This is a genomic window from Myxococcales bacterium (genome assembly GCA_016703425.1).
GTDB lineage: Bacteria > Myxococcota_A > Polyangia > Polyangiales > Polyangiaceae > JADJCA01.
Map to the genome: position 1 here is coordinate 588424 of JADJCA010000009.1, position 25165 is coordinate 613588.

The following is a 25165-nucleotide window of genomic DNA, read 5'->3' on the forward strand; positions in this document are numbered from 1 at the left end:
CGCTTACAAGCGGCGCGGATTCGTGCGAAGGCCACAAATCGGCGCGGAACGGCGGCTTTCGCGGCGGAAAGCCGTTTGACCGCAGCCGGCGCGGCTCGCCGTGACGCACAACTTGGGCGGAGCCGTGATGGCCGGGTTATCCTGCCTTCGTGTGGGCTCGCCGTCGTGCCACCCTTCTCGCGCTCGTGACGTCGGTCGCGCTCGCCGGCGTGCTGTCGCCGCGACCGGCCCTTGCGCAACGAGCGGCGGGCGAATCGAGCTCCGATGCCGGCAAGAAGAAGTCGGCCAAAGGGGCTTACGAAGAGGGTGAACGCGCCTTCGGCAAGGGTGATTTCCGCCGCTCCGCGGAGAGCTTCGAGCAAGCCTACAAGCTTTCACCGCACCACTCGGCGCTCTGGGCCGCCGCCCGCGCTTGGCTCCGCGCCGGCGAAGACGTTCGCGCCGCCAACCTCCTCGAGCGCTACCTGGGAGAGGCCCCCGCCGATGCACCGGATCGCGACCGCGCCACCGGCGCCATCCGAGAGCTCGACAAGCGCCTCGGCCGACTCGAGGTCGTGACCAACGACGTCGTCGGCGTGAAGGTCGACGGCGCATCACTCTCGACGCCGCGCCTGTGGGTCGTGCCTGGCGAGCACGTGGCCACCGGCGAGGTCGACGGCAAGCCGGTGCGCAAAGTCATCACCGTGGCCGCTGGCGATCACATCAGCGTGAGCCTCGAGGTGGTCACGCGCGAGACGCCGCCACCGCCTCCACCGATCGCGACCAACGCGTCCAAGAAGCCGCTGCCACCGTGGGTCGTGGTCGTTGGCGGGACGCTCGCGGCCATCGGTACCGGCGCGACGATCTATTCGTACACCGACACGCTCGATAAGAAAGACGCCTTCGAGGCGGATCGCACGTCGCGTACGAAGCTCGACAACGCCCATTCGGCCGAAGACCGGACCAACATCCTCCTCGTCTCAACCGTCGGCGTGGCCGCCGTTTCGCTCCTCGCTGCCGCGTTCCTGGTGGATTGGACGAGCGACGACAAGGTGAAGGCCGCACTCCTGCGGTTCAAGCCGCGGAACCACCTCTTCTCGGTTCCTTAAGGAGTCCCGCGCGTACACGCCGGCGCCGACACGCCGCCCGTATCGACCGGCGCGACGACCGTGCTGAAGGGGACGTAGAGCACGTCACCGTACGAAGGCGCGTCGTAGCAGCCGGCGCCGCTTGCCGTGATGGCCGTCTGGGTTGGCGCACAGGCCGACCAAGCGTTACCGACGGCGAGTTGACTGCCCGCGGCTCCGGAGCGGGAGATGCAGAGACCGCCGAGTTTGTTGTTGCCCGTCGACGTCGCCACAAAGCGGTTTCCGCCGAGATCTGCCAGCGACACACCGACATCGAACAACAAGAGCACGACGCCATTACCATTGCGTCGCTGGTTGAAGACAACGCCCACGGAGTTCTCGAGGAACACAGAGCCGCGAAGCTTCGCGCTCGTGCCCACACCGATGAAGAGTCCGGCGCCGCCACCCAGGGACCCGGGGCTCTTGCCGTTGCGGCGCGCCGTGAGAGCGCTGATTTCAGCCGTGTGGGCCGTGTCGAGGCGGACTCCGTCGCCACCGTTGTCGTTGCTGCGCACCGTGTCGATGACCACGGTCGCATTGAGGTCGGTGCCGTTGCCAATGAAGAGCCCGTGAATGCCGTTTTCGTCGAAGGCACCGTCAGCGACCTTGGCCGGGCCGCGCGACACGCGCATGCCGGCGACCGCGTTCTTGCTCGCGTCGATCTTCTGGAGCGCGTGAGCGGAGGTCGCCTCGGGCACCAAAAGGACGCCCGTGTGCTGATTCGACTGGGCGTCGGCCTGTTCGATCGTCACGTTGGCGTAGGCGTCGGCGACGTGAATGCCGTAGAGAGCGTTGCCGTTGAACCGATTGCCACGACCCCCGGCGACGACGTGCAGCGACGGCGCGCCGACCTTGTTGACGGCGCCGCCGACGACGAGCCCGCTGGCCCCGTTGTTGGTCGCGTAGACGCCAGGGCCCACGGTGCCGCCGCCGGCGACGAGGTAGATGCCGTTGCCGGTGACTCCGTCGACCGTGACATGGCGGAGCGTGGGCGAGCCGCTGCCGCGGATACCGTGGACGTTGGTGCCGGCCGCCGCTTGCACTGTGAAGCCTTCGACGGTGCCGCCGAGGACGTTCACGGCGCACTTGATGCCGGCGCAATCGACGTTCGCCTTGAGCGTCACGCGCGACGGATCGGCGGCCCCCACGCCGGGATACGCCGACGTGAGCGTCACGGCGGGCCCGACGAGCGCCGCTTCGTTGTAGACGGTGCCGCCGGAGCCGTTCACGTGGATCGTGAGTTGGGCGCCGCCGGCCGGCGCGCCCAACAGGATCGCCGAGGCGAGCGTCGTGAAGGGACACGCAAGCGAGCCGTTGCCGGCAGCGAGAGCCGCCTTGTCGACGTAAACGTGGCGATCGAGATCGAAGATGTCCGGCGCGGGGCATAGCCCCGCGTCGACGAGGCCGGCGTCGGCGCCGCTGTCGACGCCCCCGTCGACCACGACTCCGCCGTCGGTCTCAGCGTCGAACGCCCCGGCGTCGGAGGCGGCGTCCGCCGACGCGTCGAAGGCTCCGCCGTCGGTCGCCGCGTCGGGCCACGACGCATCGCCTCCAGCCTCGTTCGTCGCCGCGTCGGCGCCGCCGTCGTGGCCACCTTCGTTTCCCGCATCGACGAAGGCACCATCGGCCCCCGAGGCGTCCACCGTGGCATCGACAGAGCCATCTGCTCCCGCGTCGTCCGTCACCGTCGCATCGCTGCCAGCGTCAACCCCGCCTTCGCTTCCGCCACCGCCGTCGTTCCCCGGGCTTTGGCCGTCGCTCTCCGCCAACGAGCCACCGTCGGCCGCCGGTGCCCCGTCGGCCTCGTCGCCATCGGGGATCGTAAATTCGCTGGCGCCACCACATGCCGCAGCCGTGGCGACCGCGAACGCGAAGACGACGCGACCTGTCCTCCGAGAACGACGGGCGAAAGCCAATGTCAGTACCGTTCTTTCGGCTCGCTCTCAGCGAGCACCTCGACCTTGGGGAAGACCTCGTGCACGAAGCGGTCGCGCACCTGCCGGGCGCGCGGCTCGTCTTCGCGAGCGGGCACCGCAACCCCTACCACCAAACAGCGACCGCGCCAGGCCGGGTACGCCGCATACGCGGCGGCGTATCGCTCGCGCGCGGCGAGGGTCGCCATTTTTGCAAAGACCGCGTCGACGGGGACGATCTGCGGCGTCGGATCCTTGTGAAAATGCCAGACAAAGGCGTGGGGCGCCTCGTGCTCAAGCTCCACCGAGAACGCGTCGACGACGGGCTGCGCCACGCGCTCGAAGGCCCTGGCGCAGCTGCCGCTGCCATCGGCGGCGTCACCTTCGATGACCCAACCGCCGACGATGGCGTGATGGTCCTTGCCGTAGCGAAAGGCCATCAGGCTGGGCACGCCCCAGAACTTGACGCGCGTCCAGTTGGGCGCGTCGGGGAGGACCATGCGAACGCTGTTTTGCCTATCGTTCCGCGCGTCCAACTTGGAGACCTTGAGCTGTTCCAAGGCGGCGGCGTGGGCGGTGCCCCCGTGCCCACCTTGCGACGCGGAGCCGTCGTCCTTCGGAGGCGGCGCCGCTGGCACCGCAAGGTGGGCCGTCGAAGGTGCCGACGAGCAAGCGGAAAGCGTCGCTGCGAAGAGCGACGCGCAGATCATCGGCATGGAGCGAAGGGAGCGACGCACCCAAGGAAGAGTATCGGTCGCGAGCGACGCGGTCGAACGGGAGCCAGCAACGCGGAAAGCCATGGACCGTTGGACGTGCGCGCTGGCGGGGTGACGCAGCCGTGACGCGATGCGTGAGTCGCCGCAACAAAGCGCTCGCCGCCTGGTGCGCCGCCGTGGAATTTGGGGTAAAGCCGACCCCGCCACATGGAACTCAAGACCCCCCTCACGGACAACGCGCACCTCCTCAACTGGGTCAAAGAAATGGCCCTCCTCTGCAAGCCCGACCAAGTCGTCTTTTGCGACGGGTCGGAGGAGGAGAAAGCTCGGCTCACCGAGCTGGCCGTCGCGCAAGGGATCCTCGAGCCCCTCAACCAGACGAAGCTCCCCGGCTGCTACCTCCACCGCTCCAACCCGAACGACGTGGCGCGCGTCGAGCAGCTCACCTTCATCTGCACGCCGAAGAAGGAAGACGCGGGCCCCACCAACAACTGGATGTCGCCGGCCGACGCCGAAGCGAAGGTCCTGCCGCTCTTCGAGGGCTCCATGAAGGGCCGCACGATGTACGTCGTGCCGTACATCATGGGCCCGCCCGGCTCGCCGCTCGCGAAGGTCGGCATCGAGCTCACCGACAGCGTCTACGTCGCCCTCAACATGCGGATCATGACGCGCATGGGGAAGATCGCGCTCAAGCAGCTCGGCCAGGGCGATGAGTTCAACCGGGGCCTCCACTCGGTGCTCGACTGCAACCCGGACCGCCGCTTCATCTGCCACTTCCCCCACGACAACACCATCTGGTCTGTCGGCTCGGGATACGGCGGCAACGTCCTCCTCGGCAAGAAGTGCCTCGCGCTCCGCATCGGGAGCTTCCTCGGCCGCAACGAGGGTTGGCTCGCCGAGCACATGTTGATCCTCGGCGTGGAGAGCCCCGAGGGCGAGATGACGTACGTGGCTGCGGCGTTCCCCAGCGCGTGCGGCAAGACCAACTTCGCGATGATGATCCCGCCGGAGCGCTTCCGCGGCTGGAAGATCTGGACCGTTGGTGACGACATCGCGTGGATGAAGGTCGGCGCTGATGGTCGCCTCCGCGCCGTGAACCCCGAGTTCGGCTACTTCGGCGTCGCGCCCGGCACGAGCATGAAGTCGAACCCCAACGCGATGCTCACCGTCGCGAAGGACACGCTCTTCACGAACGTCGCGAAGACCGCCGACGGCGACGTCTGGTGGGAAGGCAAAGACGGCGAGGTTCCCGAAGAGCTGACCGACTGGCAGGGCCGCCCCTGGAAGAAGGGGTCAACGGAGAAGGCCGCGCACCCGAACTCGCGCTTCACGGCGCCGATGACGAACAACCCGGCGCTCTCCCGCTTCGCGGAAGATCCCGAAGGCGTCCCCATCAGCGCGATCATCTTCGGCGGCCGGCGCGCCACGACGATCCCGCTCGTCATCCAGTCGTTCAACTGGGCCCACGGCGTCTTCTTCGGCGCCACGCTCGGCTCCGAAACGACGGCCGCCGCCACGGGGAAGGTCGGCGTCGTGCGCCGCGACCCGTTCGCGATGTTGCCCTTCTGCGGCTACAATATGGCCGAGTACTTCCAGCACTGGCTCGAGATGCAGGCGGAGATCCAGAACCCGCCGAAGATCTTCATGGTGAACTGGTTCCGCCAGGGCAAAGACGGCAAGTTCCTCTGGCCAGGCTTCGGCGAGAACATGCGCGCCCTCAAGTGGATCGTCGACCGTGCGCGGCTCCGCGTCGGCGGCCAAGAGACGCCCTTCGGTTGGGTCCCCAAGGCGGGCGACCTCGACCTCTCGGGCCTCAACATCTCGGCGGAGCAAGTCAACGCGGCGACGGCCATCGACCTCGACGAGTGGAAAGCGGAGCTCGAGGCCGACGGCGAGTTCTTCCAGTCGCTCGGAGCCCAACTCCCCGAGCCGCTTGAGCTTCAGCGCAAGCTCTTCCTGTCACGCATCGAGGCCATGAAGCGTCGTCACTGGACGAGCCCGCTCACGATGCGACCGGCCACCCCCGCCGAGTAGTCGCACCCTCCGCCGCTGACGGGACCGCTCGGGCAGGAGCCCGCTGTGGCGGTCCGGCCGTGCCGTCACGCGGGTGTGTGGCCTACGAGGGCGACCCGAGCGCGGAGGTATTTGACGGACATCCTCCGCACATGCGTTGGCGATCGTTTGGTCGTTCCCGGTCGCGCGAAGCGCCATCCGGATCGGGGCGTGTCCATCTGAGCGGCGCAAAAACCGCTCATTTCGGCACGGGAGGGCCGGCATGTAGGTTGCTACACCACCTGCCATGAGATCCTCCGCATCCGCACTCGCCGCCGCAGTGACGCTGGCCTTGGCCGGCGCCGGCTGCTCCTCCGAGCCCGCCACCGAAGAGACCGAGGAAGGCGCCCTGTCGCTTCCGGCGGAGCTCCAGGGCGACCGCTTCCAGTTCCGCGTGAACTCGCCCGAAGAGCAGCAGGGCGTCGACGCTCGAAACGCCTACGGCGCCGCCGTCTTGGCGAAGGCCGTCTACCTCGAGAAGTCTCCCGCCGAGATGGCCGCGGTGCTGAAGCAGCTCGGCGTCGGCGACGTCCGCGAGAAGGACGTCCTCATCTTCGAGGCCAAGAAGAGCGGCCTCGATCCGCGAACGCATCCCATCATCAACGGCACCAACGGCATGTACGTGAAGACGGCTAGCGCCGGCTTCCTCGTCTTCCGCGGCAGCGAAGACGGCGTCCTACAAGACGCGCTAACCAACGCGCAGGTCAACGGCGTCAACCCAGGCGGCGTGGTCTCGAACAACCGCGCCGGCCTTGGCAAGGCCCACTCGGGGTACTTCCTCGGGGTGAAGTCTGTGTGGTCGCAAATCCGCGACCGGCTCGCCAAGGAGCACGGCGACGCGGGCCGATCGAAGCTTCCGCTCTATGTCATCGGGCACAGCCTCGGCGGCGCCGTGGGGCAGATCGCCATGCACCACCTGCTCTTCGACAGCTGCATCGGCGGGGTCTTCAACCAGCTCGACCTGGCGGGCACCTGCGAGGAGAAGTACATCCCGGTGACCGCGCTCTACGCCTTCGGCTCGCCGCGCATCGGCGACGAGGAGTTCGCGACCACGCTCGCTTCCCGCGCGAAGCAGACCGGCACGCGCGTCTTCCGCTTCGTCAACGAGAAGGATCAGGTCTCGATGCTGCCGCGGCACGTGCCGATTCCTCAGATCGTGCTGCCGCCCTATCGCCACATCGGCGTCGGCGGCGACGAGCGCGCCTTTGCGATCTACCTCGGCAAGGACGGCGAACTAGTGGCGCCTGTCGACGCGCCGAGCAGCTGCAGCGGCAGTGACGTCGCCATCGAGGGCAAGAACCTCAAGGACATCGTCCAGTGCGACCTCACGATGTCGGAGTTCTTGAGCGGCATCGCCGCCGGAAAGCCGCCGTGGCGGACCGAACATTCGATGGCCCTCTACAAGGAGAAGCTCAAGATCACCGCTCAGATCGCGCTCCTGGGCCTCTCCCCCAAAGATCCGAAGACCGAAGATCTCCGCAAAGAGCTCAAGGCTTCGCTCGAGCGACTGCGGGCGCAGCTCGCCTCCATGCACCACACCGACTCGCGCTGACCTCGCACGCGGCGACGCATTATGCCTGGTCCTTCTTCTCTTTCGCCGAGCGCTTGCGAAAGAGAAGGAGGTAGTTGAAGCCGCGCAAGAAGAAGTTTCCCTCGTCGGCCGCGCGCCGGTAGTTCCCCATCTCGAGCGTCTTGTTGTGGCGCGTCACGCAGACGACGTCGTGCGGGATGAAGTCGGCCTTCGCCATCTCGAAGAGCTCAAAGCCCAAGGGGAAGAAGCCCTTGTCCTTCTTGAACACGTCGCACACGTAGATGGCCAGCATGGCTTCGTCCTTGAGCACGCGGGCGCACTCCGTGAGGACGAGGCGCATGGCGCGCTGGTAGCGGCCGTCGGCTTTGAGCTTGCCGATGCAACGGGCGTCGTCGGAGTAGTCGAGGTTGTCGGCGTAGGGCGGGTCCATGAAGACGAGCTCGACGCTGCCGCTCTTCAGCGGCAGGCTGCGGGCGTCTGCCTGTTTGATGTCGGGGCGTGTTGGCGCGAGGTCAAAGCCAAGGCCCTGTCGACCGAGGTCACGGCAGACGTCGAGGGTGGTTCCGCTGCCGCAGAACGGGTCGAGCACCTTGGCGCCTTCCGCCGTGAAGCGATGCACCACGTTCCAAATGACGTAGGAGGGCGTGGCGCCACGGAACGCCTGACTGCCCTGCGCACCGTCCCCGTAGTGTTGCGACGGGTAGTCCCAGAGGGTGCTGATTTGCGGAACGAGCTTCGGCTTGGAGAGCGCCACGGGCGGATTGTGCTCGGGAAGCCCCGAGGAGCCAACTGCGAAGGCGAAAACCTCGCCGTTGGCCGTCCGAGGAGCGATTTCGGCCGTCGCGCCGTGGCGCCATTCGCACTATGGTCCGCCGATGCAGTCGATGAACCGGCCCGTCGATCGTGGCTTCGTAAAAGCCGTCGCTTACAAGCGCACGCTCACGGGAGCGCTGAGCCTCGTCGGCGCCGTCGTCATGACGGCCATGGCGATGTCGCGGGGAGATCGGTCGCTGCTGCCGCTCGCGGCGGCGGTCATCTTCGTCGTGTCCGGTAGCTGGGCGCTCCGCGACGGCCTGCGGCTCTTCCGCGATCTCCGCGTCGGCTCGGAGCGGTAGCCCGCGACCGTTCCCCGAACTCACGACGCTATCGAAGCGTCAACGCGACAACGGCCGCGAAGGCCATGAAGACGCAGCTCGTGATCGTCAGCGCCCAGCGCGCATCGCGGTCGTAGCGCGGGGACGTCCACAGCGCGGCAACACCGATCGGCGGAGCGAGCACGAGCAGCAAGCCCAAGAACCACGGCGAGCTCCAGGGCTCGGCGACGGGGAGCCGTGGCATGACGTCGGCGGCGCGGCGCGCATCGGCCTCCGCCAGAGGAAGAGGCATCTGAAAGACGCGAGCGTGGCGCAGCGGAGCGACGCGGCGAACGTATTCGCGCTCTGCCGTGGACCGAACGGGCGTGGGTCGCCGCTCGCCACGCCGCCAATCGGCGCGAGCCTCATCGCCGACGTGCACGTCGACGAGCGTGTCGGCGTCGAGCGGCTGCGTGCTACGGGACGCCTTCCTTGCGAAGGGCGACGCTGGCAGGAAGAGGCACTTGGCTAGCTCGGCGCGGCCGCGAATCTTGAGCCATTCACGCGGGACGAGGTTGATGGGCGCTTCGCTCAGCCAACCGTTCCCGCGTAGCGTCGTCATCGGTCCGTTCAGGCTGAGGCTTCTGGGGGCCGCCCGCAAGGTGGGGTGTTCAATATCTCGTACCCACAGGCGAAAAAGCCCTTGGTTTCTCGAGGTGTTTTCCGCGGGCGAAGGCCGTCGATTTTACGGGATTCGCGCGGGCGTCGGCAGTTCGAGCCCGCCCTTGCGAAGCTCCTCCGGCACGGCCCTTGCGAGGTCCACATCCGCCGACTCGCACGCCTTCGTGACAGAGCCGCTCGTGGCGCCCTTGCACTCCTTTCGCCGCCGCTGATACGCGGCCTCGATGCGTGCATTCTTCAAGAGTGCGCTTTGCGTGCCCTCGTCGAGGTAGCGGAAGACGACGGGTCCGCTGCGCGGCGAACTCGGCTTCTTGCGAGTGACCTCGAGGTCGTCGAACGTGTAACAAGAGCCGTCGACGCGCAGCACGAGGAAGCCGGCGCCGCTCCCCACTTGCATGCCGCCGGGTGGCGGACTCCTGCGACGAAGGAGGACGACCTCTTCGGCGGTCGCGAGGCGGGCGCGCGCGGCGGCGCCCCCCTCGGCGTTCCAGCCATCAACGTCACGCGTCATGTAGGCGCGCGTCCACGGCGCGTTGCCCTGGAAGAAGCGAAGCGCCGCGTCGGGGAAGGAGCCGTTGCAGAGGCGCTTCACGAAGGCCGCATCGGGCAGGCAAATGTCTCCGTCTTTGGAAGCGCAGTCCGTGGGCATCGACGCCTTCGCGGGCTCGGCACTCGAGGCCGCTCCTGACGCCGGGCCTGACGCTGGCCCTGCTGCGGCGCCTTCACCTCCCGAGGCAGGCGCCGCGGCCGGTGGCGCGTCGGGCGCCGGCGGGGCCTTTCCACCGCAAGCCATCGAGAGAACCGCGAACGAGAGCAGAAAGGGCCGACTCATGGGGCGAATGAACCACGGCGCGACGCGCGGAGCCAGCGCGGAACCAGCGCGAAGCCGACGTCCGTGAGTCCTTCCGAAAAGGAGCGCCGGGCGTCTTTTCATGGGCCAGCGAGGCGAGTACGTTCGCCGCGTCCTCGGGGACTCCCCGGGAGCATCGGCCTCTTTTCTCGCAAGCGGAGCGCACCATGTCCGACGGCATCGAGTCACGTCTGAAGGAAGATCGACGGTTTGCCCCCAGCGACACGTTCGTCGACAAGGCGCGCGTCCGCTCGCACGCCGAATACGAGGCGATGTACAAGAAGTCGCTCGCCGAGCCGGCCGAGTTCTGGAAGGCCGAGACGCAGGACCTCGTGTTCCGGCAGCCGTGGACGAGCTTCTGCGAGTGGACCTTGCCGAAGGCGAAGTTCTTCGTGGGCGCCAAGCTCAACCTGACGGAGAGCTGCCTCGACCGGCACCTTCAGACAGAGGCGCGCACGCGCGCAGCGCTCGTGTGGGAAGGCGAACCCGGCGACACGCGCACGCTCACGTATTTCGAGCTCCACCGCGAGGTCGTGAAAATGACGGCGGCGCTGGCCTCGCTCGGCGTGGAGCCAGGCGATCGCGTCGCCATCTACATGGGCATGGTGCCCGAGGCGGCGATCGCGATGCTCGCCTGCGCGCGGCTCGGCGCGACCCACTCGGTCGTCTTCGGCGGGTTCTCGGCGGAGGCCCTGCGCGATCGCATCAACGACTGCAAAGCGAAGGTGCTGCTCACGCAAGACGGCGCGTGGCGCCGAGGCAACGTCGTTCCGCTGAAGAAGATGGCCGACGACGCGGTGGCCCAATCGCCAACCATCGAGAAGGTCGTCGTTTGCCGCCGCATCGGTCCTGAGAAGGCGCCGGTGGTCATGAAGGAAGGCCGCGACATCTGGTGGGACGACCTCCGCGCCCGCGACGTCAGCGCCGACCTCATGCAGATGGCCAAGCACCCGCCGGCCTTCGACGCCGAGCACCCGCTCTTCATCCTCTACACGTCCGGCTCCACGGGAAAGCCCAAGGGCTTGCTCCACACCACGGCGGGCTACCTCGCGGGCATCCACGTCACGACGAAATACGTCTTCGACATGAAGCCCAGCGATCTCTACTGGTGCACCGCCGACGTCGGCTGGGTGACGGGCCATAGCTACATGGTCTACGGGCCGCTCTCCGTTGGCGCGTCGTGCCTCATGTACGAAGGCGCGCCGAACTTCCCGGATCCGGGCCGCTTTTGGCACATCATCGAGCGACACGGCGTGTCGATCCTCTACACAGCGCCGACGGCCATCCGCGCCTTCATTCGTTGGGGCGACGACTGGCCCAACAAATACGACATGTCGAGCCTTCGCCTCTTGGGCAGCGTCGGCGAGCCCATCAACCCGGAGGCCTGGGTCTGGTATCACCGCGTGATCGGCGGAGGCCGCTGTCCCGTGGTCGACACCTGGTGGCAGACGGAGACGGGCGCCATCATGATGACGACGCTGCCGGGCGCGAGCTACTCGAAGCCCGGCTCGACGGGGCTGCCGATGTTCGGCGTGGAGGCCGAGATCGTCAACGACAAGGGCGAACCGTGCGGCGCCAACGTGGGCGGGAAGCTCACGCTGAAGAGGCCCTGGCCGTCGATGGCGCGCACGATCTTCGGCGACGACGACCGCTATTTCGAGACCTATTGGAACCAGGTCAAGGGCGTCTACTTCACGGGTGACGGCGCGCGCAAAGACGAAGACGGCTACCACTGGGTCGTCGGCCGCATCGACGACGTGCTCAACGTGGCGGGACACCGCATCGGCACCGCGGAGATCGAGAGCGCCCTCGTGAGTCACCCGTCGGTCGCCGAGGCCGCCGCCGTCGGCAAGCCCGACGACCTCAAGGGCCAAGCGCTCGTCGTCTTCGTGACGCTCAAGCAGGGTCAGCCCGTCGGCGACGCGGCCAAGGCCAAGCTGATGGAGCACATCGAAAAGGAGATCGGGAAGTTCGCGCGCCCCGATCAGATTCGCTTCACCGACTCGCTGCCGAAGACGCGCAGCGGCAAGATCATGCGACGCCTGCTCAAGGACGTCGCCGCTGGCACCGTCACCCAGGGCGACACCTCGACGCTCGAAGACTTGGGCGTCCTCGCCAAGCTGCGCACCGACGAGGAGTGATCTAGCGGGCCGGGGCGCGATCCCCAAGCGAGGCGCTCAGCGGGGCGCCTCGCCGCCTTCAAGCGCCGCCCGGCCTTCGACGAGAAACTGGGCGCGCTTATGCTCGGGGAGCTGCGCGGCCACGGCCTCCAGCAACGCTTCCGCGTCGACGGGCGTCGTGTCGTCTTTCTGGATCGTCTCGAGCGCACGACGCACCACGAGATCGCCGAAGGCGCCGATGGTCTCCCGCGCGACGCTCGCGATGGCGGCCATCTGCGGCACGGTCGTCTTGCGTCCCTTCGTGGGCGGCGTGGCGAAGCGGCGGGCGGGACCGACGGCGCGCATCGTTGTCGATGGCGTCTTCGCCGACGTTGCCTCATTGAGGAGCTGGTCGATGCGACGAAGAAGCGCGAGGCGAGCCGCCGGCGGTGTCACGCTCGACGCCAGCTCCACGACCACGCGTCGCACTTCCACGAGGTCGCCGAGGCGCCGCGACTGCCCTAGGTCGGCCATCGCACGGTCGAACACGATCGCCGAGAGCCCGCCCGCTGTGGACCAGTAGGCGTCGCGGAGTTGCGCGACGATGGGCTCGGGCCCCTCCTTCGAGCGACGCACTTGAACGTCGATGGCCATCACGTTGAGCTTCCGGTGAAGCGTGTTCTCGTCGGTCTCGGCCGTGGCGATGACGCACACCACGACGTCTTCGATGCGGCGCGCGGCGAAGCGATGCGTGCCGACAAACTCGCCGAGCCGCTCCGCGGTGCCTGAGAGAAGAATGCGGGCGAAGGTCGCGGCGGACGCCAGGACCTCGGGATCGACGGCCTGGCCCCCTTCAGTTCGCACCGTCGCTTCCGCTCGAGACACCACGAGGCACGCCTCTACGCCGGGCACTTTGCGAACCCCCGACAGCGCATCTTCAATCGCATCTTGATTCGTCATGCTGTGTGCTCCTGCTCCCCCGATAAGCCCCCGGGTTTGTCGAACCGGCGTTTGTCGAACCGGCCGTGAACGTACGAGCCGAGCGCGGCTGGGCAACCGCGACTCGACAAGGCCGCGTCGATAGGAAGCACCATGACTCACTGAGGTGCCCGGTGCGTACACCTCGCTTCGCTTGTCTTACGCGGGTTTGAGCTCGTGTCCGTCGACGCCGGAACATTCCCGCAGCCGACCGATCGCGTCAGGTGCAACAGCAGCGCGCGACGTGGGAATAGGGCGGCATCCCCGGACGCTTCACCGACATGACTTCCGCTTCACGTATCAAGGCCGCGCCAACGAGCGCCAAGAAGAACAAGTCTCCGGGCAAGCGCGAGCTCCTCACGCCGGGCGCGCGGGCCGTGCACCCGCAACACGGCGTGGTGGAGATCGTCGGTATCGTGGAGAGAGAGGTCGACGGCAAAGCGCGTCACTTCTGCGAGCTGAAGCTCGTGGCGTCCGCCGGCAGGGTGCTCCTTCCCGTCCCCGAAGCGGGAGCCGCCAAACCGGAGGCCTTGCGCCTTCGACCGATCATGAGCGCCGCGGAGGCCGACGCCCTGATGGCCTTCATCAAAGAGCCTCCCTTCGAACGGGACTCGCGCCCGTTTCAGAAGCGCATGCGCGCCTACGGCGACATGCTTCGCAGCGGCGAGCGGCAGGCCGTCGCCGAGGTGCTCCGAGAGATGGTCCGCGCTGCGGCGACGAAGCCGCTGAGCTTCGGCGAGCGCAAGCTTCACGCGCAGGCGCGAACGATGCTCGTCACGGAGCTCGCCATCGCGAAGGCCACGACCGACGTCGCCATCGACGCGCAACTCGCGGCGGCCTTCGCCGCGTAGCGACGGGCTCACGCTTCACGGCGCTTCGACGCTCCACCACGTGGCGCTCGGTCCTTCGCTTCGGCCTGCCAGGAGCCCAACGCCGCCAGCTCCCGCGGCGACAGCGAGGCCCGAGGTCGGCCGCGCGACCGCGGGGCTGCGCGTCCAACGCGGCGCAAACGAAGCGAGATCATGTTTCGCGATCCAAGGCGCGGCTCCCGTCGCGGCTCCTGCGGTGCCGCCGAGGAGCACCGAGCCATCGGTGGCGAAGGCGCAGCTTGCGAGGCGCGTCACGACAGGCGTCGCATAGGTGTAGACCTCACTCTTCGTGAAGAGTCCGTCGATGCGGGCAAGAGCGGGACCGAGGCTCGTGTCGGCGCAGAGGACGAACGTGTCGGGCGCGACCAGCATCACCCCGCGCACAGTCCCTGTCGTCCCCGCTGCGAAGCGCGACGTCGACGAGTTGAAGAGATCGCCGAGCGGCCCCACTTGCAGGATCGTGGGCACGTCCACGACGCCAGCGTCGGTGATGACTGTCCGCTGACCACCGGCGAAGACGTGGTCGAGTTGGCTTACGCCCACGGCGAAGACGCGCGTGCCCTTCCCGCCGCTGCCGCGCAAGTCGAGCCGAAAGGACAGGGTGCCATCGGCTTGCAACCGCGCGACCCAACCGTCGATGGGCGTTCCTTCGTTTCCCGCGACGATGATCGAGCCCGTGGTGCCGAGTGCTAGCGCCTCGGCCGTCATGGGGTTTGCGCCGTCGTCGAAGGTCCTCGTCCAGAGCTCGCTGCCGTCGGGGCGCAGCCGCCGCAACCAGGCGATGCTCGGCGTCGACGCGCCGCTCGTCGCCGTGCCCGCCACGACGTAACCGCCGTCTGGGTACGCGAGCGACGCCGTGATGCGATCGCTGCCGCCGGCGACGTCGACGCGCTGCTCCGCGAGTCCCGCTCCGTCGGCTGCAACGAACCTCCACCAGGCGTCGCTGCTCGCCTCGTTCCCCGTCGGCCCGCCGGCGTGCCCCGCAACGAGCCAGCCATTCGCGCCTTGGGAAGCGGCGGCAAGCGCGCCGGTCTCAACCAACGGCTCCGCGCCGTCGCCGGACGCGCCGTCGGCGCTGGCGTCGCTGAGAGCGGCCGCATCCTCGGCCCCCGCGTCCGCTCCCGGCGATGCCGCATCGCCGACAGGGTTGATGCCCACGATGACGTCGCTGCCGCAGCTCGACCCAAGGAGCGCGGCGGCGAAGGCGACCAAGCGAGACGCGATGCGCTGCACGGACGTCCAATCATAGAGGCGCGGACGCGCAATGACACGGCAAGGCGCGTCGTCGTCCACGCTCGGAGAGCGAGTCTTAGAGCGCGCGCGCGTTCGCGGCGGAGACGGAGACGCGTGCGGCGAGACGACGCTTCAGCTCGACGCTTCGGTTGCCCGTCTTGAGGGCCGGACACAGGAAGGCTTCGTTGCCGAAGGCCGCACACACACCTTCGCGGACGCGCCACTCATCGCTGATGGGAGCCAGGCCCTGCGGATCGTCGCTCGAGGCGCCAAACGCAATGGGCCCAAACGCGCCGAGCACCGTCACCGCCAACGCTCCGAGTACGCACCACGCTCGAGTCATGCACCCTCCGCGAACGAGCGGGGGTATGGCACTCGGTGATCCAGGTGCAAGGGCGCAACGATTTTGGACCCGCATGGCGCCCGCTCGCCAAGTATTTTCCGACACTTACGAGACAAAAGAAAAGCGCCCCTCGCACGCGCCCGGGAGCGCGCGTGGGAGGGGCGTCCGAACATCGTCGCCAGCGATCATGGGGAGGAACGACCGCGGGGCTGACATTCGGTAACGGCTGAGCCAGCGTCGGGGGAGGATCGCTCGGGCTCAGTCGCGCGTCACGGTGCTGGGTGATGACCTCCTTGTTGGGGCGACGCGGGGCGTTCTCGCCGCCGGGTCTGTCATGGAGACCCGCCGCTCCGCCGGTTCATTCCCGCCATGTCGTCACCAGACGACGCCCCCGCCGCTTCGGCCACGATCGCTAGCGGAGCCATTGCACACCCCGGGGGTCGCGCTTACGTTCTCGCGCACGACCATGATCGACCTCCTCCGCAAGTTCCGGGCCTTCACCTTCCTCGCGGCGCTCTTCACGCTCTCGGTACCGGCGAGCACGCTCGTCGGTTGCCAGAAGTACGACGAGCTCGTCGAACGCGACGCGACGGTGGACCAAAAGTGGGCCGACCTCCAGGCTCAATACCAACGGCGATCGGACCTCGTTCCAAACTTGGTGGCGACCGTCAAAGGCTCCGCCACGCACGAGGAGCAAACGCTGAAGAGCGTGAGCGACGCGCGGGCCAACGCCACAAGCATCAAGCTCACGAGCGAAGACCTCTCCGATCCGGAGAAGATGAAGGCCTTCCAGAAGGCGCAAGACGAGCTCAAGGGCTCGCTCTCTCGCCTCATGATGGTCCAAGAGAAATACCCGGACCTGAAGGCCAATCAGGGCTTCCGCGATCTGCAGGTGCAGCTCGAAGGCACCGAGAACCGACTCCTTCGCAGCCGCGAACAGTTCAACGAGGCGGTCAAGCTCTACAACGCGGAGCTTGGCAAGATCAGCGGCAGCGTCGTCAACAAGGCGACGGGCAAGCCCTTCAAGAAGCGCGAGTACTTCCAGGCTACGGCCGGCTCCGAGGCGGCTCCCAAAGTTGCCTTCTGAGACGGCGCTGCCCGTCGCCCGAGGCGCGCGCAGACGCGCGCGCGCCCGTCGCGTCGTGTGGCACTCCGCGAACCGTCGTTCGAATCGGAGCCCGATGAAGATGATCTCGTTCAGGCCGTGGCTGCTCGCGATTGCGGCAGCGCTCGTGGTTCTCTTCGCGCCGCTCGTGGCGCGCGCGGGTCACACGGCGCCGCCCATGACGAGCAACGTCGTCGACGCCGCGGGCAAGCTGACGGCCGGTGAGCGCTCGTACCTGTCGGCAAAGATCGAGAAGCATCGTCGCGCCACGGGCTTCGTGGTGGCGGTCTACCTCCCTGCGTCGCTCGAGGGTGATCCCGTCGAGGACGTGGCGTACCAAACCGCGCGCGCCTGGCGCCTCGGCTCCAAGGACAAAGATGGGAAAGACCAAGACAACGGCGTCTTGCTCCTCATCGCCCCCGCGGAGCGAAAGATCCGCATCGAAACGGGCAAGGGCGTCGGCGGCGCGCTGACGGATCTTCAAACAAACGTCATCCTCCACGACCGCGTCGGCCCGCTCCTCAAAGAAGACCGCTTCCGCGAGGCCGTCGACGCAGGCGTCGACGGCATCTACGCCGCGCTCGCGAAAGATCCGGCCGCCGCCCCCGTCAAGAGCAAGAAGGGGGTGCGGGGCGGAGGTCCGAGCTTCGGCGTCGCGCCCATCATCGTCATCGGTGTCGTCTTCCTCTTGTTCTTTGGGTTCATCAGCCTCATCGGCCGCCTGCGCGGTCCGAGGCGCGGCCACGACGGTCGCGACAGCGGGGGCTACGGCGGTGGGGGTGGTCCCATCATCTTCTTCGGCGGAGGCGGCTTCGGAGGCGGAGGAGGCGGCGGTGGAGGGGGCGGCGGCGACGACGGCGGTGGCCCCTTTGGCGGCGGCTCGTCGGGCGATTACTCCGGCGGCGGCGATTTCGGCGGCGGCGGCTCCAGCGACGACTACTGAGACCGGCAAGCGGTAGAATCGCGGACGGAGGCTCGTCGCCGTGGCCCAGATTCCGTCGCCCCCCAGCTGGAAGAAGCAATTGGTCATCGTCGGCGTGACGGGCATCAACGGCAAGACGTCGACGACCACGTGGATCGCGGCCGCGCTCGGAGCGGTGCACAAGCCCGTGGCACGCACCACCACGGTCGGCGCGTTCCTCGATGACGAGCTGCTCGCCGATCTGTCGAAGGACTACGACGGCTTCATCGCGCACATGGCGCGGTGCCTCGAGCGCGGGGGCCGCTTCGCCGCCGTCGAATACACCAGCGAAGCGTTGGCCCTAGGCTTCGCGAAGGCTTGGCCGGCGGACGTCGCCGCCTTCACGAACCTCTCGCACGATCACCTCGACTCGCATGGCACGCCGGAGCACTACCTCGCGAGCAAGGCGCAGCTCTTCATGCACGTCACCGACGGCGGTTCCATCGTCTTGAACGCTTCCGACCCGGCGTGCGCGCTCCTCAAGGAGATCGTCTCGCCCAAGGCCGGTCGGGTCGTAGCCTACGCCGTCGCTGCGCGCGGCGAGCCGACGTTCCCGGCGGAGCTCACGGCGAAGACCATCACGACCTCGTGGGACGGCACCACGGTCGAGTGTGAAGGCGACGCGAGCCTTTCGCCGGCCGTGCTCCGGACCCAAGGCATCGGCAGCATCTTCGTGGAGAATCTCTTGGCCGCGCAGCTCGCCGCCACGCTCGCCGGCGTCCCGCCGGACGTGGCTGCGGAGGCCATCGCCAAGACACCGGCGCCTCCGGGGCGCTTCGAGGTCATCGCGCGTGCGCCCTACGTCGTCGTCGACTTCGCGCACACGCCCGACGCGATCTTCCGGACGGTGGCGACGGCGCGAGAGCTTTGCCCCAAGGGCGAAGGCAAGCTCACGGTCGTCTTCGGCGCCGGCGGCAACCGTGACAAAGGCAAGCGCGGCCCCATGGGCGCCGCGGCCTCGAAGGCCGACCGCATCATCCTGACGTCCGACAACCCGCGCACCGAGCGAGCACAAGACATCGCCGCCGCCATCAAGCGCGGCATCGTCGGCGGCGCCAAGGTCGAGGTAGAGCTCGACCGGCGGCGCGCCATCGCCAAAGCGCTCGCGAACGCGGCACCCAACGACGCGATTCTGATCTTGGGTCGCGGCCACGAGACCGAGCAGCTCATTGGCACCGAGAAGGTCTCGTTCTCCGACGTCGAGGTCGCGCGCGAGCTGCTTCGCGAACGGTGACGCTGCGCTCGGCCCAGCGAGGCGTCAGCGAGGGTTGTACGTGTTGTCCTCGTCGCCGATGACCGCGGCCACTTGGTTCGAGGGGAACTCGTCCAAGATCTGGTCGTAGGTCTTCGGCGCATCGGGGTTCGAGAGTGCACGGACGAGCTTGAAGCTCGTGGACTCGTCCCAAGGCCACTGCGACGGCAGCGCGTTGCCGATGAGGTCGAGGAACTTGGTGCCCTTCGGATCGGTGCGACCGTTGGCGGTGCGGCGGCGCTCGGTGAACGACGCGTCGACGTAGCCGAGGCTGTTGCAGCCGTCCAAGAACCAGATCTGGTACTGGCCGCGCTCCACGGCGCCGCGCGAGGTCACGGCCTTGATGTTCTTGCCGAGGCCCGAGTGGCCGTCGTACGTGACGATGTCGGCCTTCGCCGTCACCTCGTCGAAGCGGCGGTAGAACGACTCGTTGGCGTGCTCCATCTGGCTCACGAGCAAGAACGTGTGCTCGTAGTTCTTGCCGCTCACTTTGCCGGTCACGGTGACGTCACGCAGGACGAAGTCGTTGACCCCGCGAGACACCTCGCGCTCGTCGGTGATGAGCCCCTTCACGTCGCTGATGAAGCGCTCGAAGACGTGAACGCCCACGTCACCCGGACTGTCGGTCCAACCGTCGAGGCCAACCACGGTCACGACCTTCAAGAGGTCGTCTTCGTAGAGCTTGTTGTATTGGGGGTACTTGATCTCGGAGGACACGCCGGCGCTCGGGACGACGCGCGCGCGGACGGCGACAACATCCGCGTCGAGCGTGCAGCCTTCCACGCCGGGGTCGAAGTCGTGCCAGAAGGTGGCTTGGCCGTATTCGTTCTTGCCGCAGCGTCCGTCGTATTTGGCGTTGAACGCGTCGAGCGACGCCTGATCGACCTGCCGCGGGTAGGCCACGCGATACTCCGTGGGCTGGCGCGTCCGTGCGGGCCACAGGACCGGGAGCTCGGCCTTGTACTTGATCTTCTGCAGACCCTCGCCGGCGGGCTCGCTCTTCACGCCCTTGAGCTTCACGTACCCGGGGCGCGAGTTGCCGCCCAAGTGGGTGAGGCGGCCTTCGGTGTAATAGAGCTGCGTGATGATCGCCTGCCGCGCGACGACGGTGCTCGGCGCGATGACCTCGCCCTCGAACTGAAAGTCGAGGAAGGTCGCCTCGTCGCTCGTCAGCTCACCAAACGCGTCGGTCCCTTCATCGTTGGATGGCGCGGCCGAACAGCCAAACGCGACAAGAGCGGGGACGATTCCAAGGAGCGCTTTGCGGAGCATGCGCCCACGTCTGCAGGGGCCATGCCGTGCGCCGGCGCCTGAAAACCTAGTGTGGGCGCCTGTCGGCAGCGCCAAGTGGATCCCTCCTGGTCCATCCTTGTCCGGCGCATGAGGCGTAAGAGCAGGGCCGATCAGGAGCGCTTCCGGCCCCGAAGGCCAACGCCAGCGAGGCCCACGAACGTCGCGATGGCGGCGGCCCAACCGAGGGGACTCGGACCGAAGCGCTCGTTGGGCGGCGCAGCTTTTGGGCCCCGGATGATCTCGAAGAGCTCTCGCCGCGCCTTGCGCCAGTCGTCGGCGTCGCTCGACCAGGCCGCCGGTACGCGCTGCACCTCGCGAAGCGCACCGGGGATCATCCGGCGCACGAGCGCGTCGGCGCGGAGCGGATCCCGCTCCTTGGCGAGCTGAATGTATCCTGCATCGAGGACGCCGCGGCGGAGGTTCTTGAGGCGCACCGAGGGGTAGAAGGCGTCTTCGTTGAAGCTCGTCATGCCGTGGAGCTGCTTGCCGGGGTAGACGAGGTTGCCGTCGCCCATGGCGTAGTCGCCGTCGGCGTTGTGAAACGTCTCGGCGACGACGTACGGATCCCAGCCGACGGCGCCCCCCTGCCCGCCTCGGTTCTGATCGAGCACGTAGGTCGACTCCCAATAGAACCATCGCTCGACGCGGTAGCGTTCGCTGATCCACGCGTTGGCGCGAAGATCCGTCGCCGGCACGTCGAGCATGAGCGGCCCCGCGTGAGGGCGGAGGCCGTTGTAGGCCCACACGAGCTTTCCCTGCGCGCGCGCCGCGTCGGCGGCGAAGGCGTCGTACGACGTGGCCGGCAGCATCGTCAGCTCGGCCGCTTGGCGAAGCGGCGATTCGTGACACGTCGCGCCCACCTTCACGTGTCGCCTGGCGGGTGAGCCTTCGAGGAGCGCACGCCACCGGCTTGCGCGCGGACTTTTGCAGTCCTCGTCGACGGCGTAGAGGAACACGGTGGTCGAGGGCAGCGCGCCGGCCTTCTCGATGCGTTCGACGAACTGCTCCACGATCTTGAGGCCCGGCGGCGTTGGCTCACCGAGGGAGCCGTAGGCACCGATGGCGAAGACGCCTTCGCCGACGCCAACGCCGGGCCCGCGGTACGCGGGAGGTCGATAGAGATCGCCGCGCAAGGCCTCGAGATCGAGGTCGATGGCGTCGGGCGTGCGGCGCTCCGCGAAGGCGCTCAGGTGGTGCTCGTGAAAGAGGCGACGCAGCGAGGGCTCGGCGGCGCGACTCCCCATGCGCTTGTCGAGCGTCGACGGATCGTAGAAGAGCGAGACCTTCGCCGCCATGTACGGCAACGCCGACGCGCCGACCTCGAGGCGCAGCGCGCGTCGCGCCACGATGCCTGTCGTGGAGGAGACGAGGAGCTCTCCGTCGTAGGCGCCGGCGGCGGTGGACTCGGGGACGTGAAGGTCAACCCACAGCGCTCCGCGCGCGCCACGCTCCAAGTCGAGCGGGCTCGGCACGAGGGCGTCGGCCAAAAGCCCGACGAACGCATCGGCCAGCGGGGCGGCCTCTTTGGTGAACGCGAGGGAGCCCGGCTCGCGGTCGTTGCCGCTCGGCCTCTTCACGTGAACGAAGCGTTGCGAGAACGACGCGGCCTCAACGGTCGGCGCCTTCGGAAACACGATCTCGACGTGCAGCCCCGAGAGCGCCTCGTCGGCGTCGACGACGAGTTCGAGGCCCAGGGTCTCGCCGCGGAGCGCAAACTGCTCGATGGGGCCGTCGGACCAGGGCGACTTGGGCAGCGGCCGCTCACGCTCACCGCGGAGCTTCACGCCGTCGTCGAAGACCGTCACGCGCGGCGCGCCTTCCGCCACGAGCGGGAGCAGCACGAGCGCGCACGTCAAAAACAGCGGGAGACGCTTCATCGAAAGAGCCTTTCGAGCTCGGGCGGAAGCTCCGGCGGCGCGCCCACGAGCAGCGGCTCGAGCGGTGCGCTCGAGAGCGTGTGCCAGTAAAGGAGCGGCTCCCCGTCTCCCGAGTCTCCCGAGACTCCCGAGACGGGCGTAGAGGCCGTCGGCTCCGTGCCTTCGAGGGCTGACAGCACCGCGGCGAAACATTTCGCCGTGTACGTGGGATCGAGCGTGATGCCGACGCTGCGCGCGGCGCGCGTCGCGGCCGCGCCGGCGTCTGTCGCGTGCCCGTAGCCTTTGCCGAGGAAGTCCCTCGAAAAGGTGAGGCGCTCGAGCGCCGCCTTCGTGAGGCGCGCCCGCGCGCGTCGGGTGCGATCAGCGCGGCGACGCGCCCGAGAAGCCAACGCGCATACTTGCGGATCACCGCGGCGGGGTCGGCGATGCACACGCCAACGACGCGGGTCTTGAGCTTGGTTTGGGCGAGACCAAGCGCGAGACCGACGGCCGTACCGCCGGAGCCCAAGGTCACGAAGATGCGCGACGGCTCCGGCAGCTCGCCGGCTTCGACTTGGCGCGCAAGCTCGTGCGCCGCGTCGACGTAGCCGCGGGTCCCGGGAATGTCGGAGCCGCCTACCGCCACGAAGGTCGTCGCGTCATCGCGAAGCGCCGCAAGCTTCGCGCCCGCGGTCACCCAATTCGACGCGACGTGAGGCCGAAGGCCCTGCGCCAACGCCGCGCGAAGGTTCGTCGGGCCGGCGGGCGTCTTCGGCTGGGGCACGAGCACCGCATGGACCTCGAAGCCCGCGCGTTGGCCAAAGAGCGCCGTCGCGAGCACGTGGTGGCTCCCCGCCGCGCCGACCGTCAGGAGCTTGCGATGCCCCTTCTGGGCGGCCTCTTGAAGGACGTGCTCGAGCTTCCGCACCTTGTTGCCGCCGTAGTCGGCGTGGGTCACGTCGTCGCGCTTTATCCACAGGGCATTCGCCCCCGAACCGGCCCCCGAACCAACCAGCACGCGCTCCACGGGCGTCGGGTACGAGCCGATGGGCCAGGAAGTCATCGGACGAAACCTTCCTGAAACGTGAGCCTTGCTACGCCTGGCGTCGCGTTCGGCCGCGGCGCGCAAGCGCCCGCTCCGGCGCCGGCCCGGGAAGACTTCGAGAGATCCGAGAGAGCAGCCATGAAGAAGGTCGAAGCAGTCATCAAGCCCTTCAAGCTCGATGAGGTCAAAGACGCCCTCGCCGAAGTTGGCGTGCAGGGCATGACCGTCACCGAAGTTAAGGGATTTGGGCGCACGGGAGGCAAAAAGGAGGTCTACCGCGGCTCCGCCTACGTCGTCGACTTCGTTCCCAAGGTGAAGGTCGAGGTCGTCGTGCCCGACGAGCTCGTGCAGGACGTGCTCGACGCCATCGAAAAGTCGGCCAAGACGGGCCGCATCGGCGACGGGAAAATTTTCGTTTCGTCGATCGAAGAGGCGGTGCGCATTCGCACCGGCGAACGCGGACGAGACGCCATCTGAGAGAGTTTCACGTTTTTGGGGGCGCCTCCGAACATGGCGCCCCGCGGAAGGACGGAGAGGAAGCCATGAAGGTCAAGGAAGTCATCGAGCTCGCGAAGAAGAACAACGTCCAATTCGTCGACCTGAAGTTCATCGACTTCCCGGGTGTGTGGCAACACACGACGATCCCCGTCTCGCGCCTCGACGAAGCGCTCTTCGAGGACGGCATCGGCTTCGACGGCTCGTCGATCCGTGGCTGGCAGCCGATCAACGCGTCGGACATGTTGATCATCCCCGATCCGTCGACGGCGAAGATCGATCCGTTCCACAAGTACCCGACGCTGCACCTCGTCTGTTCGGTCTTCGATCCGATCACCAAGCAGCCCTACTCGCGCGATCCGCGGCACATCGCCAAGAAGGCCGTCGCGTACATGCGCCAGACGGGCATCGCCGACACCTGCTTCATGGGCCCCGAGGCGGAGTTCTTCGTCTTCGACGACGTGCGCTTCGATCAGTCGCAGCCCAACTGCGGCTTCTACTTCCTAGACAGCGCCGAGGGCGCCTGGAACAGCGGCCGCGAGGAGTACCCGAACCTCGGTTACAAGGTTCGTCACAAGGAAGGCTACTTCCCCGTGTCGCCCACCGACACGCTCGGCGACTTGCGCGCCGAGATGATGACGACGCTCATGGAGACGGGCGTGGAGGTCGAGGTCGGTCACCACGAGGTCGCCTCCGGCGGCCAGTGCGAGCTCGGCGTTCGCTTCGCGCCGCTGCTCGAGTGCGCCGACCAGCTCATGTGGTTCAAGTACGTCGTCAAGAACGTCGCGCGGCGCAACGGCAAGAGCGCCACGTTCATGCCGAAGCCGCTCTTCGGCGACAACGGCTCGGGCATGCACACGCACCAGTCGCTGTGGTTCGAGGGCAAGCCGCTCTTCGGCGGCGACGGCTACGCGGGCCTCAGCGACACGGCGCTCCACTACATCGGCGGCGTCTTGAAGCACGCGAAGACCATCGCCGCGCTCACCAACCCGACGACGAACTCTTACCGACGCTTGGTGCCGGGCTTCGAAGCGCCGGTCAACCTCGCGTACTCGAGCCGCAACCGTTCGGCGTCGATCCGCATCCCAATCAGCGGGCCGTCACCGAAGGCGCGCCGCATCGAGGTTCGCTTCCCCGATCCGAGCTGCAACCCGTACCTCGCCTTCAGCGCCATGCTCATGGCCGGCTTGGACGGCGTGCAGAACAAGATTCACCCCGGCGAGCCCATGGACAAGGACATCTACGCGCTCAGCCCCGAAGAGCTCAAAGACATCCCGCAGATGCCCGGCGGTCTCGAAGACGCGCTCGGCGCCCTCGAGCGCGATCACGAGTTCTTGCTCCGCGGCGACGTCTTCACGCGCGACGCCGTTCACGAGTGGCTCGACTACAAGCGGACCAAGGAGCTGAACCCGATCCGCATGCGGCCCACGCCGCACGAGTTCTTCCTCTACTACGACATCTGACGAACGCCGCTCGCGACGCGAAGCGAAGAGCCCCGGCGCCATTGGCTCCGGGGCTCTCGTCATTTGGGCGAGGCACAAGGTCGCGTTCCCCGTAGCCGCGTTCGAGAGGACGTCCCCCGCCGAGCAGCCTCGCAAGATCAGCGTGAAGGGCGACGGCCCCACCAAGGCTCGCTCATCATTCCGGCCTCGCCTTGCCCGCAGAACACCACGCTCGCGGCCTTTGCGCTAGCTGATCTGCGAACGCAGGGCTA

At 67.7% G+C, this 25165-nt stretch carries 22 protein-coding genes; 11 read left to right on the forward strand and 11 right to left on the reverse strand.

Features of this window, described 5'->3' with window-relative positions; translation table 11 throughout:
• Nucleotides 1–149 precede the first annotated feature (149 nt).
• Complete coding sequence (locus tag IPG50_20200; protein MBK6694506.1) at nt 150–1088, forward strand: hypothetical protein; 939 nt, start codon at nt 150–152, stop codon at nt 1086–1088.
• Here the strand turns inward: IPG50_20200 and IPG50_20205 are convergent.
• A complete protein-coding gene (locus tag IPG50_20205) occupies nt 1085–3022 on the reverse strand; it encodes a right-handed parallel beta-helix repeat-containing protein (protein MBK6694507.1) in 1938 nt (645 codons plus the stop codon). The genes IPG50_20200 and IPG50_20205 overlap by 4 nt on opposite strands.
• Before the next feature lie 2 nt (nt 3023–3024).
• Nucleotides 3025–3735, reverse strand: coding sequence for a hypothetical protein (locus IPG50_20210; GenBank protein MBK6694508.1), 711 nt, complete (start codon nt 3733–3735; stop codon nt 3025–3027).
• A gap of 207 nt (nt 3736–3942) precedes the next feature.
• On the opposite strand from IPG50_20210, the gene IPG50_20215 reads away from it, so the two are divergent.
• A complete protein-coding gene (locus IPG50_20215; protein MBK6694509.1) occupies nt 3943–5769 on the forward strand; it encodes a phosphoenolpyruvate carboxykinase (GTP) in 1827 nt (608 codons plus the stop codon).
• Nucleotides 5770–6034: 265 nt separating this feature from the next.
• Nucleotides 6035–7339 carry a lipase family protein gene (locus tag IPG50_20220; GenBank protein MBK6694510.1) on the forward strand — a complete coding sequence of 435 codons (1305 nt, stop codon included), beginning with the start codon at nt 6035–6037 and terminating at the stop codon, nt 7337–7339.
• A gap of 19 nt (nt 7340–7358) precedes the next feature.
• Here IPG50_20220 and IPG50_20225 read toward each other — a convergent pair whose 3' ends face one another.
• Complete coding sequence (locus IPG50_20225; GenBank protein ID MBK6694511.1) at nt 7359–8072, reverse strand: DNA methylase; 714 nt, start codon at nt 8070–8072, stop codon at nt 7359–7361.
• A gap of 121 nt (nt 8073–8193) precedes the next feature.
• Between IPG50_20225 and IPG50_20230 the strand changes: the two genes are divergently transcribed.
• Entirely contained in the window at nt 8194–8433 is a 240-nt protein-coding gene (locus IPG50_20230) for a hypothetical protein (protein ID MBK6694512.1), read from the forward strand.
• 28 nt (nt 8434–8461) lie between these two features.
• Here the strand turns inward: IPG50_20230 and IPG50_20235 are convergent, their stop codons facing one another.
• Together IPG50_20235 and IPG50_20240 are read right to left on the reverse strand one after the other, a co-directional pair.
• Nucleotides 8462–9013 carry a hypothetical protein gene (locus IPG50_20235; GenBank protein MBK6694513.1) on the reverse strand — a complete coding sequence of 184 codons (552 nt, stop codon included), beginning with the start codon at nt 9011–9013 and terminating at the stop codon, nt 8462–8464.
• A gap of 123 nt (nt 9014–9136) precedes the next feature.
• Nucleotides 9137–9904, reverse strand: a complete 768-nt coding sequence (locus IPG50_20240) for a hypothetical protein (GenBank protein ID MBK6694514.1) — start codon at nt 9902–9904, stop codon at nt 9137–9139.
• 185 nt (nt 9905–10089) lie between these two features.
• Between IPG50_20240 and acs the strand changes: the two genes are divergently transcribed.
• Complete coding sequence (gene acs / locus IPG50_20245; protein ID MBK6694515.1) at nt 10090–12063, forward strand: acetate--CoA ligase; 1974 nt, start codon at nt 10090–10092, stop codon at nt 12061–12063.
• Nucleotides 12064–12099: 36 nt separating this feature from the next.
• Here the strand turns inward: acs and IPG50_20250 are convergent, their stop codons facing one another.
• A complete protein-coding gene (locus IPG50_20250) occupies nt 12100–12981 on the reverse strand; it encodes a hypothetical protein (GenBank protein ID MBK6694516.1) in 882 nt (293 codons plus the stop codon).
• Nucleotides 12982–13280: 299 nt separating this feature from the next.
• Here IPG50_20250 and IPG50_20255 point away from each other — a divergent pair, with 299 nt between their 5' ends.
• Nucleotides 13281–13850: a hypothetical protein gene (locus tag IPG50_20255; protein ID MBK6694517.1), complete on the forward strand. Its 570-nt coding sequence runs from the start codon at nt 13281–13283 to the stop codon at nt 13848–13850.
• A 15-nt stretch (nt 13851–13865) separates the two neighbouring features.
• Here the strand turns inward: IPG50_20255 and IPG50_20260 are convergent, their stop codons facing one another.
• A complete protein-coding gene (locus tag IPG50_20260) occupies nt 13866–15101 on the reverse strand; it encodes a hypothetical protein (protein MBK6694518.1) in 1236 nt (411 codons plus the stop codon).
• Between the two features lie 76 nt (nt 15102–15177).
• Complete coding sequence (locus tag IPG50_20265) at nt 15178–15444, reverse strand: hypothetical protein (GenBank protein MBK6694519.1); 267 nt, start codon at nt 15442–15444, stop codon at nt 15178–15180.
• Between the two features lie 466 nt (nt 15445–15910).
• Here IPG50_20265 and IPG50_20270 point away from each other — a divergent pair, with 466 nt between their 5' ends.
• The 3 genes from IPG50_20270 to murE all read left to right on the forward strand — a co-directional run bounded on the left by IPG50_20270 (nt 15911) and on the right by murE (nt 18744).
• A complete protein-coding gene (locus IPG50_20270; GenBank protein ID MBK6694520.1) occupies nt 15911–16531 on the forward strand; it encodes a LemA family protein in 621 nt (206 codons plus the stop codon).
• Nucleotides 16532–16625: 94 nt separating this feature from the next.
• On the forward strand, nt 16626–17492 hold the full coding sequence (locus IPG50_20275; GenBank protein MBK6694521.1) for a TPM domain-containing protein: 867 nt from the start codon (nt 16626–16628) through the stop codon (nt 17490–17492).
• A 40-nt stretch (nt 17493–17532) separates the two neighbouring features.
• Nucleotides 17533–18744, forward strand: a complete 1212-nt coding sequence (gene murE, locus IPG50_20280) for a UDP-N-acetylmuramyl-tripeptide synthetase (protein ID MBK6694522.1) — start codon at nt 17533–17535, stop codon at nt 18742–18744.
• 24 nt (nt 18745–18768) lie between these two features.
• Here murE and IPG50_20285 read toward each other — a convergent pair whose 3' ends face one another.
• The 3 genes from IPG50_20285 to IPG50_20295 all read right to left on the reverse strand — a co-directional run bounded on the left by IPG50_20285 (nt 18769) and on the right by IPG50_20295 (nt 22974).
• A complete protein-coding gene (locus IPG50_20285) occupies nt 18769–20034 on the reverse strand; it encodes a hypothetical protein (protein ID MBK6694523.1) in 1266 nt (421 codons plus the stop codon).
• A gap of 131 nt (nt 20035–20165) precedes the next feature.
• Complete coding sequence (locus IPG50_20290; GenBank protein MBK6694524.1) at nt 20166–21932, reverse strand: DUF4091 domain-containing protein; 1767 nt, start codon at nt 21930–21932, stop codon at nt 20166–20168.
• Nucleotides 21823–22974, reverse strand: a complete 1152-nt coding sequence (locus tag IPG50_20295) for a pyridoxal-phosphate dependent enzyme (GenBank protein MBK6694525.1) — start codon at nt 22972–22974, stop codon at nt 21823–21825. The genes IPG50_20290 and IPG50_20295 overlap by 110 nt, the downstream gene beginning before the upstream one ends.
• Before the next feature lie 120 nt (nt 22975–23094).
• On the opposite strand from IPG50_20295, the gene IPG50_20300 reads away from it, so the two are divergent.
• Both IPG50_20300 and glnA read left to right on the forward strand, forming a co-directional pair.
• A complete protein-coding gene (locus tag IPG50_20300) occupies nt 23095–23433 on the forward strand; it encodes a P-II family nitrogen regulator (GenBank protein MBK6694526.1) in 339 nt (112 codons plus the stop codon).
• Between the two features lie 65 nt (nt 23434–23498).
• Nucleotides 23499–24914, forward strand: coding sequence for a type I glutamate--ammonia ligase (gene glnA, locus IPG50_20305; GenBank protein MBK6694527.1), 1416 nt, complete (start codon nt 23499–23501; stop codon nt 24912–24914).
• Nucleotides 24915–25165: the final 251 nt, after the last annotated feature.

Bases quoted from the DNA above. Each gene is read 5' to 3' on its own strand.
- IPG50_20210 (MBK6694508.1), bottom strand. From the start codon at position 3,735: ATGCCGATGATCTGCGCGTCGCTCTTCGCAGCGACGCTTTCCGCTTGC.
- IPG50_20215 (MBK6694509.1), top strand. From the start codon at position 3,943: ATGGAACTCAAGACCCCCCTCACGGACAACGCGCACCTCCTCAACTGG.
- IPG50_20220 (MBK6694510.1), top strand. From the start codon at position 6,035: ATGAGATCCTCCGCATCCGCACTCGCCGCCGCAGTGACGCTGGCCTTG.
- IPG50_20230 (MBK6694512.1), top strand. From the start codon at position 8,194: ATGCAGTCGATGAACCGGCCCGTCGATCGTGGCTTCGTAAAAGCCGTC.
- IPG50_20235 (MBK6694513.1), bottom strand. From the start codon at position 9,013: ATGACGACGCTACGCGGGAACGGTTGGCTGAGCGAAGCGCCCATCAAC.
- IPG50_20240 (MBK6694514.1), bottom strand. From the start codon at position 9,904: ATGAGTCGGCCCTTTCTGCTCTCGTTCGCGGTTCTCTCGATGGCTTGC.
- acs (MBK6694515.1), top strand. From the start codon at position 10,090: ATGTCCGACGGCATCGAGTCACGTCTGAAGGAAGATCGACGGTTTGCC.
- IPG50_20250 (MBK6694516.1), bottom strand. From the start codon at position 12,981: ATGACGAATCAAGATGCGATTGAAGATGCGCTGTCGGGGGTTCGCAAA.
- IPG50_20255 (MBK6694517.1), top strand. From the start codon at position 13,281: ATGACTTCCGCTTCACGTATCAAGGCCGCGCCAACGAGCGCCAAGAAG.
- IPG50_20265 (MBK6694519.1), bottom strand. From the start codon at position 15,444: ATGACTCGAGCGTGGTGCGTACTCGGAGCGTTGGCGGTGACGGTGCTC.
- IPG50_20270 (MBK6694520.1), top strand. From the start codon at position 15,911: ATGATCGACCTCCTCCGCAAGTTCCGGGCCTTCACCTTCCTCGCGGCG.
- IPG50_20275 (MBK6694521.1), top strand. From the start codon at position 16,626: ATGAAGATGATCTCGTTCAGGCCGTGGCTGCTCGCGATTGCGGCAGCG.
- IPG50_20285 (MBK6694523.1), bottom strand. From the start codon at position 20,034: ATGCTCCGCAAAGCGCTCCTTGGAATCGTCCCCGCTCTTGTCGCGTTT.
- IPG50_20290 (MBK6694524.1), bottom strand. From the start codon at position 21,932: ATGAAGCGTCTCCCGCTGTTTTTGACGTGCGCGCTCGTGCTGCTCCCG.
- IPG50_20295 (MBK6694525.1), bottom strand. From the start codon at position 22,974: ATGACTTCCTGGCCCATCGGCTCGTACCCGACGCCCGTGGAGCGCGTG.
- IPG50_20300 (MBK6694526.1), top strand. From the start codon at position 23,095: ATGAAGAAGGTCGAAGCAGTCATCAAGCCCTTCAAGCTCGATGAGGTC.
- glnA (MBK6694527.1), top strand. From the start codon at position 23,499: ATGAAGGTCAAGGAAGTCATCGAGCTCGCGAAGAAGAACAACGTCCAA.